Source organism: Vibrio sp. 1F255 (genome assembly GCF_041439145.1).
Classification (GTDB): Bacteria; Pseudomonadota; Gammaproteobacteria; order Enterobacterales; family Vibrionaceae; genus Vibrio; species Vibrio crassostreae_C.
This window is the reverse complement of sequence record NZ_JBGONQ010000029.1, coordinates 66817-78386: the sequence shown is the minus strand read 5'-3', so window position 1 is coordinate 78386 and position 11570 is coordinate 66817. Positions and strand designations below refer to the sequence as shown.

General features: G+C 46.1%; 14 protein-coding genes. 6 read left to right on the top strand and 8 right to left on the bottom strand.

The features are described 5' to 3' along the window. Positions 1 to 111 precede the first annotated feature (111 nt). Positions 112 to 657 carry a gamma carbonic anhydrase family protein gene (locus tag ACED41_RS16160; RefSeq protein WP_017058763.1) on the top strand — a complete coding sequence of 182 codons (546 nt, stop codon included), beginning with the start codon at positions 112 to 114 and terminating at the stop codon, positions 655 to 657. Here the strand turns inward: ACED41_RS16160 and ACED41_RS16155 are convergent. The 4 genes from ACED41_RS16155 to ACED41_RS16140 all read right to left on the bottom strand — a co-directional run bounded on the left by ACED41_RS16155 (position 654) and on the right by ACED41_RS16140 (position 3341). Further along, entirely contained in the window at positions 654 to 923 is a 270-nt protein-coding gene (locus ACED41_RS16155; RefSeq protein WP_371725279.1) for a DUF1488 domain-containing protein, read from the bottom strand. The two genes, ACED41_RS16160 and ACED41_RS16155, sit on opposite strands and share 4 nt — an antisense overlap. A 17-nt stretch (positions 924 to 940) precedes the next feature. Beyond that, positions 941 to 1771 (bottom strand): shikimate dehydrogenase, encoded by an 831-nt coding sequence (aroE, locus tag ACED41_RS16150; protein ID WP_371725278.1) that lies wholly within the window; start codon positions 1769 to 1771, stop codon positions 941 to 943. A gap of 75 nt (positions 1772 to 1846) precedes the next feature. Further along, a complete protein-coding gene (gene hemF, locus ACED41_RS16145) occupies positions 1847 to 2764 on the bottom strand; it encodes an oxygen-dependent coproporphyrinogen oxidase (RefSeq protein ID WP_065584143.1) in 918 nt (305 codons plus the stop codon). 19 nt (positions 2765 to 2783) lie between these two features. Further along, on the bottom strand, positions 2784 to 3341 hold the full coding sequence (locus ACED41_RS16140; protein WP_371725277.1) for an L-threonylcarbamoyladenylate synthase: 558 nt from the start codon (positions 3339 to 3341) through the stop codon (positions 2784 to 2786). A 195-nt stretch (positions 3342 to 3536) separates the two neighbouring features. Here ACED41_RS16140 and purE point away from each other — a divergent pair, with 195 nt between their 5' ends. Both purE and ACED41_RS16130 read left to right on the top strand, forming a co-directional pair. Further along, the gene (purE, locus tag ACED41_RS16135) at positions 3537 to 4022 is read left to right on the top strand and encodes a 5-(carboxyamino)imidazole ribonucleotide mutase (RefSeq protein WP_004735777.1); all 486 of its coding nucleotides are present in this window, start codon (positions 3537 to 3539) and stop codon (positions 4020 to 4022) included. 5 nt (positions 4023 to 4027) lie between these two features. Then, a complete protein-coding gene (locus ACED41_RS16130) occupies positions 4028 to 5158 on the top strand; it encodes a 5-(carboxyamino)imidazole ribonucleotide synthase (protein WP_371725276.1) in 1131 nt (376 codons plus the stop codon). 88 nt (positions 5159 to 5246) lie between these two features. Here ACED41_RS16130 and ACED41_RS16125 read toward each other — a convergent pair whose 3' ends face one another. The 4 genes from ACED41_RS16125 to ACED41_RS16110 are packed head-to-tail and all read right to left on the bottom strand — an operon-like array spanning position 5247 to position 8509. Beyond that, positions 5247 to 5816, bottom strand: coding sequence for a type I DNA topoisomerase (locus tag ACED41_RS16125; protein WP_017063003.1), 570 nt, complete (start codon positions 5814 to 5816; stop codon positions 5247 to 5249). 12 nt (positions 5817 to 5828) lie between these two features. Next, positions 5829 to 6305: a DUF494 family protein gene (locus tag ACED41_RS16120; RefSeq protein ID WP_029235095.1), complete on the bottom strand. Its 477-nt coding sequence runs from the start codon at positions 6303 to 6305 to the stop codon at positions 5829 to 5831. Between the two features lie 3 nt (positions 6306 to 6308). Continuing rightward, the gene (gene dprA / locus ACED41_RS16115) at positions 6309 to 7421 is read right to left on the bottom strand and encodes a DNA-processing protein DprA (protein WP_371725275.1); all 1113 of its coding nucleotides are present in this window, start codon (positions 7419 to 7421) and stop codon (positions 6309 to 6311) included. Further along, positions 7418 to 8509: a LysM peptidoglycan-binding domain-containing protein gene (locus tag ACED41_RS16110; protein ID WP_017058771.1), complete on the bottom strand. Its 1092-nt coding sequence runs from the start codon at positions 8507 to 8509 to the stop codon at positions 7418 to 7420. The genes dprA and ACED41_RS16110 overlap by 4 nt, the downstream gene beginning before the upstream one ends. Before the next feature lie 140 nt (positions 8510 to 8649). Between ACED41_RS16110 and def the strand changes: the two genes are divergently transcribed. The 3 genes from def (at position 8650) to rsmB (ending at position 11520) form a co-directional block, all read left to right on the top strand. Further along, positions 8650 to 9162: a peptide deformylase gene (def, locus tag ACED41_RS16105; RefSeq protein ID WP_017058772.1), complete on the top strand. Its 513-nt coding sequence runs from the start codon at positions 8650 to 8652 to the stop codon at positions 9160 to 9162. Between the two features lie 37 nt (positions 9163 to 9199). Further along, the gene (gene fmt, locus ACED41_RS16100) at positions 9200 to 10147 is read left to right on the top strand and encodes a methionyl-tRNA formyltransferase (RefSeq protein WP_371725274.1); all 948 of its coding nucleotides are present in this window, start codon (positions 9200 to 9202) and stop codon (positions 10145 to 10147) included. Between the two features lie 92 nt (positions 10148 to 10239). After that, positions 10240 to 11520, top strand: a complete 1281-nt coding sequence (rsmB, locus tag ACED41_RS16095; RefSeq protein WP_017063007.1) for a 16S rRNA (cytosine(967)-C(5))-methyltransferase RsmB — start codon at positions 10240 to 10242, stop codon at positions 11518 to 11520. The last annotated feature ends 50 nt before the right edge of the window (positions 11521 to 11570 follow it).

Genomic DNA, 11570 nt, shown 5'->3' with positions numbered 1-11570 from the left:
GAAGTTTTTCTTACTTTTTTGATTGTTCGAGCATTTTTTGTTCAAAACACCCCATTTTCACTAGTATTCCTCTTAATTAAGGGCTTAAGGTGCCTATATAAAGGAGGATTTATGAGTTCAATACGCAGTTATAAAGGAATATCCCCTCAGATTGGGCAAGGTGTCTATATAGATACCAGTTCAGTACTGGTTGGTGATATCAAAATCGGTAACGACTCTAGCGTGTGGCCTTTGGTTGCAGCTCGAGGGGATGTGAACCACATTCATATTGGAGAGAGAACGAATATCCAAGATGGTAGTGTCTTGCACGTCACCCATAAGAATGCTGAAAACCCTGACGGTTATCCTCTCTTAATAGGTAATGATGTCACTATCGGGCATAAAGTAATGCTGCATGGCTGCACTATTGAGGATCGTGTACTTGTTGGTATGGGAGCGATCGTGTTGGATGGCGTGATTATCCAAAAAGAAGTGATGATTGGTGCTGGTAGCTTAGTGCCACCAAACAAGGTACTTGAAAGCGGTTACCTCTATGTAGGAAGCCCAGTAAAACAAGCTCGCCCATTAAATGATAAAGAGCGTGCCTTTCTACAGAAGTCTGCAGACAACTACGTTCAGAATAAAAATGACTATCTAGACTCTGTAATTTCAGTCTAAAGCACTTTGATCTGAATCCGATTAGAGGAGTCATACTCCTCTTCTTCTATTAACTCTTCCGCTAGCTCTTCAATATCGAAACGTAACTCTGAAAAGATAACTAAAGCTTGATCGCCTTCTTCTATATCTTTACCTGCCAATCGTGATAATTCCTCAATAGACATGACACATTCAATCAATGCGCCCGACTGTTGTGCTGGGAACGTGATTGTTCGGCTCTCTTCATCCCAATCTTGGATATCAGGAAATAGAATTGATTGATTCATTTTTTATAAACACCCCATTACATCTCTAGATTTTTACGTAATTCTCTTAAAATCTGTTTTGTTCCCGGACGAAGACCACGCCAAAGCATAAAGCTTTCTGCTGCCTGCCCCACTAGCATACCCAAACCATCATAAGCAGCATGAACACCATTATCTAATGCCCATTGATTGAATACCGTCGTTCCAGATCCATAAACCATGTCATAAACGGCGCTAGTAGAATTGAAAATCACCTCAGACACTTCAGGAAGCTGCCCGCTTAGACCAGATGAGGTAGAGTTAATAATGACATCAAAGCCTTCATTAACATCACTTAGCCCCATCCCCTTGATGTTGCCATGCGACCAAAACATCTCAGCCAGAAGTTCAGCCTTGGAGCTGGTTCGATTAGCGACCACCAGCTGTTGTGGCTTTTGGTCGAGAAGAGGTTGAATCACTCCTCTCGCAGCACCACCAGCGCCAAGAAGAAGAACACGTGCTCCTTTTAGCGTGACTTGATGTTGAAGCAGGTCTTGAACTAAGCCCTCACCATCGGTGTTATCACCAATGATCTCTCCATCATCTAACTTCTTAAGGGTATTTACGGCACCAGCTAGTTCAGCTCTCTCAGTTAGGCGATTGGCAAACTGATACGCATCTTCTTTAAAAGGTGCTGTGACGTTACATCCTCGACCACCTTCACTGAAAAATGTTTTGGCCGCAGTGATAAATTCACCATGCTCTGGCTGTAATGCTGTATAGGTAAGTTGTTGTCTGGTTTGGCGAGCAAATAATGTGTGAATGAATGGCGATTTGCTTTGCCCAATAGGGTTACCGAAAACGGCATAACGATCTACTTGCTGTGTCATATCCTTACCTAACAGAAATAAAAAAGGGTCATCTATATAGATGACCCTATCACTATCCCTATAAGGAAGGAAGAACTACCAAACTCGAGGCTTTAGGTAGTCGCTATAAAGCAGAGCTTCCGGTGAACCCGCTTGTGGTTCGTAGCGGTATTCCCAGCGAGCCAATGGCGGCATCGACATTAATATAGACTCTGTACGACCGCCGCTTTGTAAACCAAATAGAGTGCCACGGTCATAGACTAAGTTAAATTCAACATAGCGACCACGACGATAAAGTTGGAAATCACGCTCGCGCTCACCATAAGGCGTCTGTTTGCGTCGTTCTACAATTGGTAAGTATGCGGCTGCAAAACCTTCACCGACCGCCTGCATATAAGCAAAGCTCTTTTCAAAGCCCCACTCGTTAAGATCATCAAAGAACAACCCACCAACACCACGTGTTTCGTCTCGGTGAGGAAGATAGAAGTACTTATCACACCACTCTTTGTGCTCTTGATAAACATAATCTCCAAATGGCGCACAAAGATCTTTGGCTGTTTGGTGCCAAGATTGGCAATCTTCATCGACAGGATAAAATGGCGTTAAGTCAAAACCACCACCAAACCACCAAATCGGGTCTTCCCCTTCTTTTTCCGCAATGAAGAATCGAACGTTCGCGTGTGAGGTTGGAATATATGGGTTTTTAGGGTGGATAACTAATGAAACCCCCATCGCCTCAAACTTACGTCCGGCTAATTCAGGTCGATGAGCTGTAGCTGAGGCAGGCATAGCCTTACCCGCTACGTGAGAGAAGTTAACCCCACCTTGCTCAAATACCGCACCGTTGGTCATCACACGAGTTCGACCACCGCCACCAAGGCGCTCGCCAGGCTCACGCTGCCATGCATCTTCTTCAAACAGTGCAGTACCATCAGCTTGCTCAAGCTGCTGGCAAATCGAATCTTGTAGACTCAGTAAAAACTGTTTTACTGCTTCTTTATCAATTGCTGACATCTTACTTCCTTTGCAGGGTTTAGCCCTGTCTTAATATTTTCGACGTTTTTGCATCTCTAATTTCGCTTGGCTTCTCACGACCACCCGTTTGACCTTCTAAAATAGCCACCAAATGTTGGCCAAGTTGCTGCTTAACTTCTTCAGTCGTCATACAAGGCGGCTCGCCGGTCAGGTTAGCACTGGTAGAGGTTAACGGCTTACCAAACTCATTACACATTCTTTGAACTAAAGGGTGATCCGTCACTCGTACCGCGATGGAATCAAACTGGCCGCTGACCCAGTCAGTAACTTTGCTGCTGGTTGGCATAATCCAAGTGACCGGACCTGGCCATGTCGCTTTCACTGTTACCAACTGTTCTTCCGTCAACTGGCTTTCATCAATATAAGGAAGCAGCTGCTCGTAACTTGCAGCAATCAAGATCAAGCCCTTTTCAACTGGACGCTGTTTTAACTCGAGTAATTTCTTGATGGCATGTGGATTATCAGGATCACAACCAACCCCAAAAACGCCTTCGGTCGGGTAAGCAATGACTTCACCTTGTTGTAATGCCTGCAATGTATGTTGAAAGTTATCCACGGGTTGCCTCATTAAGTCAGTTATCGAACTCGCTAAGTGTACAAATTATCATTCACTGTGACTAAAGCTATTTGTTTATAAAATGTATCAATTAACAACTTAGACTGACGCAAACGTTTTCCTTAAGTAATTTTACCCGTATAATGCGCGCAAAATATCTAATCACTAATTAAATCGTACCTGAAGGAGTTTGAGATGACTGTCGGTATTATCATGGGTTCTAAATCTGATTGGCCAACAATGAAGCTAGCTGCAGAAATGTTGGATCAGTTTGGCGTGGCGTACGAAACAAAAGTGGTTTCTGCTCACCGCACACCTCAGTTGCTTGCAGACTACGCAACCAGTGCGAAAGAGCGCGGTATTAAAGTAATTATTGCTGGTGCTGGCGGTGCAGCGCACCTTCCGGGCATGGCTGCTGCTTTCACAAGCGTACCAGTTCTGGGTGTTCCAGTTCAGTCTAAAGCACTGAAAGGCATGGACTCTCTGCTTTCTATCGTGCAGATGCCAAAAGGTATCGCGGTAGGTACTTTGGCTATCGGTGAAGCTGGCGCTGCCAATGCAGGCATCCTAGCGGCTCAAATCATTGGTACACACAATGAAGAAGTAATGGCAAAAGTAGAAGCATTCCGTTCTGAGCAAACAGAAACGGTTTTGGCTAATCCAAACCCTGCAGAGGACTAATTTCCATGCATGTTCTTGTGTTAGGCGCGGGCCAACTTGCTCGCATGATGTCCCTAGCTGGGGCACCGCTGAATATTGAAATTTCTGCTTTTGATGTTGGCAGCAAAAATATTGTTCACCCATTAACGCAAGCGATTCTAGGTAACGGCTTAGAAAATGCGATTGAGCGTGCGGACGTCATTACTGCTGAATTCGAACATATTCCTCACGATGTACTTGAGGTGTGTGAGCGCAGCGGTAAGTTCTTACCGACAACAGAAGCAATCAAAGCTGGCGGTGACCGTCGTCTTGAAAAAGCCCTGTTAGACGAAGCGAACGTGAAGAATGCTAAGTACTACGTGGTTAACTCTCGCGAAGACTTTGACGCTGCAATTGCTCACGTTGGCTTACCAATGGTGTTGAAGAGCACACTTGGCGGCTACGACGGCAAGGGCCAATGGCGCTTAAAGACATTAGACAATGTTGACGCGACTTGGGCAGAAATGGCTGAGTGCATTGCCGCGACCGACAACCAAGCGATTGTGGCTGAAGAGTTTGTTCCGTTTGACCGCGAAGTATCACTGGTTGGTGCTCGTGATACCAATGGCGAGGTTCAAGTGTATCCACTGGCTGAGAATGTTCACACCGACGGCGTGTTGAGCTTATCGACAGCGATTGATGACATTGAACTGCAAGAGCAAGCTAAAGCCATGTTCACTGCCATTGCTGAGCGTTTAGATTACGTTGGCGTGCTAGCACTTGAGTTCTTTGATGTTCAAGGTTCACTGCTTGTTAATGAGATTGCACCACGTGTTCATAACTCGGGCCACTGGACGCAACAAGGCGCAGAGACTTGTCAGTTTGAAAACCACCTACGTGCCGTATGTGGCATGCCACTAGGTAGCACTAAACTGATTCGTCCAACCGCAATGATCAACATTCTTGGCGAAGATACTCTTCCTGAGGCTATTCTTGCTCAAGGTGGTTGTCATGTTCATTGGTATGGCAAAGAAAAGCGTGCAGGTCGCAAGATGGGTCACATTAACGTGAGCGCTGACTACAACGCAGAATTACAAAGAGCTTTGTGCTCATTGGCTGAGATTCTTGATAAGCAAGCCTACCCTGCTGTGCATGAGTTTGCTGAGCAGATGAAGTAAGCCTACATTGGCTTATTGATATAAAAAGTTTATTGGATACAAAAACGGCGCTCACTGAGCGCCGTTTTTTTGTGTCTATAATATCGAGTTATTGAGATTGAATGTGGTGACACTTGCGATCAGCGCATTGCTTCTTGGTACCACTGGCTGTTTTCTTCTCAAGTAACAACGGGAACTGGCACTGTTCACAACGACCTATAACAGGTGGCTGATTAACGGCGAACTTACACTTAGGGTAGTTATCACACGCATAGAAGGTTTTGCCATAGCGAGATTTACGCTCAACCAAGTGGCCTCGACCACACTCAGGGCAGGCAACAAGTGGCTGCTCTTCAGGTTGTTCTTTCGGTTGGTCCAAAGATTCGATGTGATTACACTCTGGATAACTGCTACAGCCAATGAACATCCCAAAGCGACCTTGCCTTAATACCAATTCGTTTTGGCATTTAGGACACGGAACGCCCAGCTCTTTCACCACATGACCATCATTTTGATGAAGAGGCTTGATGTAATCACAGCTCGGATACTGCTTACAGCCTAAAAATGGGCCGTGCTTACCATGGCGAAGCTGAAGCTCCCCACCACACTGTGGACATGGTTCATGCTCTAACGCATGTTCATGTGCTGAAAAAAGCTGATTATCAATCTTACTACTCATGATAAGCCTGTATTAATGCAAGATACCTTGCTCTTTGGTGTACAACAGCTCTTCCATTTGCGTGTAAGCACTTTCATTACCCGGTACATTGAACAGTACCATTAAGATAATCCACTTCAGATCATCCAACTCAAATTCATTGGTCTCTAACCCCATGACACGATCAATCACCATTTCACGAATCTCTGTCGTGAGGACGTTGATCTGCTCAAGGAACAACAAGAAACCACGACACTCCATATTAATACGTGATATCTCTTTACTTGTGTAAACACGCATCGAGGTATTAGAGCACATAGTAATCGCCGCTTGGTTATCGGTATCTTGCAGTGCAGCAAGGTCTTCTAACCAATGGAGAGCCTTATAAATATCATCTTGGTGAAACCCCGCTCGAAGAAGTTCATCTTCAAGTTCGTCTTGATCCACCTGCAATTCAGAATCGCTATGGATGTAGGTTTCAAACAAGTACATCAGTATGTCCATCATCATAGCTTAGCCTCTCCCCTTTCGAATATAGCCACCGGAAACTGCAACAACATGCCCTGAGAGCTCAAGCTCTAAAAGCTGCATCATGACTTCATGCACAGGTATATGGGTTCTCTGTGCCAAAATATCAACGGGTGTCGCCTCTAATCCTACGTTAGCTAACAGCTGTGGAAATGGCAATTGTTCATTTTCACCCTCATTCGGCGTAGGTTCGAATAAGCTCGGCTGCTGATCTATAGACCAGTTTAACAGACTCTTTATTTCAATCAGAACATCTTGAGCATTTTGCACTAAACATGCTCCAGCTTTGATGAGACTGTTACCTCCGCGACTGGTTGGGCTATGAATAGAACCGGGCAGCGCAAACACTTCTCGACCTTGCTCCATGGCATAGCGAGCGGTAATTAAAGAGCCACTCTTCTCAGCCGCTTCAACCACCAAGGTTCCGAGCGATAACCCACTTATAATACGGTTACGACGAGGGAAATGTTCAGGTCGTGGTTTGGCACTTGGGCGAAACTCTGAAATCAACGCACCATTTTCACAGATCCTATCGGCTAAATTTCTGTGTCGCGCAGGATAAATGGAATCCAAGCCAGAACCCAATACAGCAAAAGTTTCCCCTCCTTTATCTAGAGCACCATCATGAGCATAGCCATCGATACCGAGCGCTAAGCCACTGGTGACAATTAAACCGTTTTGGACAAACTCTTTGGCGAAGGACTTGGCGGTCTGCAGTCCTTCAATACTGGCATTGCGGCTGCCGACCATCGCGATTTGAGGCTCGATCAGTTTTTCAACGTGACCTTTAACGAAAAGAACACTGGGCGCAGAGGCAATCTCATTAAGCAGTTTGGGATAATGTGGGCAATTAGGGGTAATGATGTGATGGTTAGGCTGTTTTGCTTGCCATGATAAGCAAGCCTCCACTTCTCTTGGGGCTTGCTCTCTTAGATAAGAAATTTGTTTGCCTGATAAACCCATCACTTGCAGCTGCTGGCTTGAGTAGCCAACAATGTTCGAAGGGGAATCGATACTCAGCAGGCGAGAAAGGCGTTTGCCACCCAATTGAGGAACAAAACTTAGAGTTAGCCAAGCACTCAGTTGTTGCTCATTCACTCGGTGCCCTTAACCTCTTCTGTCAAAGCAAGATCCAAAGGCGATACTGCCAGAATGCCCTTGCTAACAGGCTTAGAGCTCTGAGTGATCAACGCGAGGCTAAAATACTCATAAGGACGAATGACCATCAAGCTACCCAGCGAGGTACTTGGCAATTGCACCTTATCGCTCGCCGCAGACTCTTTATAACTGTATTCACCTTGCTTACCAAACACCACCGCACCGCTTTCGCTGAGGGTAAACATAGAACCTTGGCGAAGGTTATCCTGTGAACCTTTGTTGATCACTACCACCTGATTCTTCGCGCTGTATTGGCTGCCATCTAATGAGCCCAAGATATTAGCAAATTGACCCGCCGCACTAGGTGCAGGATAAAACGTGGTAGAGAGCTTCACCTGATCAACACCAAGTTCTGGTAGCACAAGGTCGTTCAGCAATACCTCTTGCAGCTGAGTGTCTATCTGCAAGCTGCTGAACTCAGCATCCACTTCTTTTAAGCGCGCCGTGGCGACCAAACGCAAAGAGGTCATACTTGCTTGGGGTTGCTGCCGTTGGTAGGTTTCAACTGCGCGGTAGATACCCCACTTTTGATGTTGTTGGTTACCTGAGATAAACAACCGGTCTGCACCCGATAAGAAACGTTTACCATCACTGGTTCCTAATACTCGTTGTGCCGATTCGATATCTTGCTGCTCTACCAAGCGATCAGACTGTAAATAAGGTAGAACCAGTCCCTCGTTGACGGTAGGTACTGCTTTCTTCTCAGAGACACGAATCTTAGGGCTAAGCTTGATAACAGGCTTGAGGCTCAATACAGGCTCGCCATTAATCCAAACCAAAGACAGTTTATCTCCGGGATAAATAAGGTGAGGGTTTTCTATCTCTGGATTGACCTGCCATAACCTTGGCCACAACCATGGACTATCGAGATACATCGCAGAGATATCCCACAAAGTATCGCCCTTAACCACCACATACGCCTCAGGTGCGCCCTGTTTAATGGTTAAAGGTTGCTCACTATTTTCAGCCGTAGCGGCGAACGAAATCGAGGCACAAATAAGAGATAAAGCAGGCAATAAATGACGCATGACCTAGGTTCCTTGGTCTGAATATATGACATCTGATTGGAGAATTACCTTCAGGATGCTGTCATTTGACCTCTAAAATGTCTAGAATTGAGCCAACAAGGTTTAAGCTGTTTCGGCACAGTTCAATATTTCGAGTGTATATGTCTGTATTACAAGTATTAACATTACCAGATGATCGTCTACGTACCGTGGCGAAACCGGTAAAAGAAGTTACCCCAGAGATTCAAAAGTTCGTTGATGACATGATTGAAACCATGTACGACGAAGAAGGTATCGGCCTTGCGGCAACGCAAGTAGATTTCCACCAACGCATCGTTGTTATCGATATTTCAGAAACACGTGATGAGCCAATGGTGCTTATCAACCCTGAAATTACTGAGAAGCGCGGCGAAGATGGAATCGAAGAAGGCTGCCTATCTGTACCAGGCGCTCGAGCTCTAGTACCTCGCGCTGCAGAAGTAACGGTTAAAGCACTAGACCGTGACGGCAACGAATTCACATTCGACGCTGACGACCTTCTGGCTATCTGTGTTCAGCACGAACTTGACCACCTAGAAGGCAAGTTGTTTGTTGATTACCTATCGCCACTAAAGCGTAAACGTATCCAAGATAAGCTAGCGAAGATTAAACGTTTCAACGAGAAACAAGGTTAATAACCGCTGCTATTACTAAATTAGAAGGAAGCCTACCTTGAGTCAGTCTTTAAGAATTGTCTTTGCAGGTACTCCGGATTTCGCCGCCCGTCACTTGGCGGCGTTGTTGTCTTCGGAGCATGAAGTTGTTGCTGTTTACACACAGCCAGATCGCCCAGCAGGCCGCGGTAAAAAACTCACTGCGAGCCCAGTAAAAAACATCGCACTTGAAAACAATATTCCGGTTTACCAACCAGAAAACTTCAAGTCAGATGAGGCTAAGCAAGAGCTAGCTGAATTGAACGCTGACATCATGGTTGTTGTCGCTTACGGCTTATTGCTTCCGCAGGTTGTATTAGATACGCCTCGCTTAGGTTGTATCAACGTACATGGCTCTATCCTACCGCGCTGGCGTGGTGCTGCTCCGATTCAACGCTCTATTTGGGCGGGTGATAAAGAGACAGGCGTGACGATCATGCAGATGGATATCGGCCTAGATACTGGCGACATGCTAAGTATCGCGACGCTGCCTATCGAAGCGACAGATACTAGCGCATCTATGTACGAGAAATTAGCGGGCCTTGGCCCTGATGCGCTTGTTGAATGTCTAGCGGACATCGCTTCTGGCAAAGCAGTTGCAGAAAAGCAAGACGATGAGCTTGCGAACTACGCGAAGAAGCTAAGCAAAGAAGAAGCGCGTATCAACTGGAGTGATGAAGCTGCGCATATTGAGCGCTGCGTTCGTGCCTTCAACCCATGGCCAATGAGTCACTTTGAAGCTGCTGAGAACAGCATTAAAGTATGGCAAAGCCGTGTGGCAGAGCAAACTTCTGATAAGCCTGCAGGTACCATTCTGCAAGCGGATAAAACTGGTATCTATGTTGCGACAGGGCAAGGCGTACTTGTTCTTGAACAACTGCAAATTCCAGGTAAAAAAGCCATGTCAGTTCAGGATATCTTGAACTCACGTGCAAGCTGGTTTGAAGTTGGTACACAACTTTCTTAATCCGCTTTTAAAGCTGCTAATTACGCAGCTTAGAAAACCTTTACGAGGGCAGAGATGCCCTCATGTATTCAAATAAATATTCGGTACCCCTCATGAATGTTCGCGCTGCTGCTGCAAATGTCCTATTCCAAGTTGTCGATAAAGGCCACTCTCTTTCACACGCTCTCCCTGCGGCTCAAAAAACGATCCGTCCGCGAGACCATGCTCTACTGCAAGAGATTTGCTACGGCGCACTTCGTTACCTGCCTCGTTTAGAGTCAATCGCTAACGAACTGATGGAAAACCCACTTAAAGGTAAAAAGCGTGTATTCCACCACCTAATCTTGGTGGGCATTTACCAACTAAGCTTTATGCGTATCCCTTCGCATGCTGCGGTTGCTGAAACGGTTGAGGGTACTAAAACACTGCGTGGTCCAAGCCTGAGTGGTTTGATCAACGCTGTACTACGTAGCTACCTACGTGACCAAGAAGAACTAGACGAGAAAGCCGTTAGCCACAATGCAGGCAAATACGGCCACCCAAGCTGGATTCTAAAAATGCTTCAAGAGAGCTACCCAGATCAATGGGAGCAACTGGTTGAAGCAAACAACAGCAAGGCACCAATGTGGCTGCGCGTTAACCGCCAACACCACACTCGTGACGAGTATGTTGAACTGCTTAAAAACGAAAACATTGAATACACATTGCACCCTGAAGCTGCTGATGCCATAAAATTAGCTGCACCTTGTGATGTTACTTTGCTTCCTGGCTTCGACAGAGGTTGGGTATCTGTGCAAGACGCTGCTGCTCAGCTTTCGGTTGATTACCTAACACCAAAAGATGGTGAGCTGATCCTAGATTGCTGTGCTGCGCCAGGTGGTAAAACGGCACACATTCTTGAGCATACCAACGATACTGAAGTGGTTGCGATTGACTGCGACATCAAACGTCTAGACCGCGTTTACGATAACCTTGAGCGCCTGCAACTGCGTGCCGACGTAATTTGTGGTGATGCTCGCTACCCTGAAGAGTGGTGGATGGGTGATAAGTTCGACCGTATTCTGCTTGATGCACCTTGTTCAGCGACTGGCGTTATTCGCCGTCACCCTGACATCAAGTGGCTACGTCGTGCGTCTGACATTGATGCGCTGGCTGAACTGCAAAGCGAGATTATGGATGCAATGTGGCGTCAGCTGAAAGAAGGCGGCACCATGGTTTATGCGACATGTTCTATCACGCCGCAAGAAAACGTGCTGCAAGTGAAAGCATTCCTAGCACGTACAGAGAACGCAACGCTGGTTGGGTCTGATATCGAAAATCCGGGTCGTCAAATACTACCTGGAGAAGAAGATATGGATGGCTTCTACTACGCAGTTCTAGTAAAACAGGCATAACAACTAACAGCGGCTAAGAATTTATTTCTTAGCCGCTGTTTCTTTCTAGT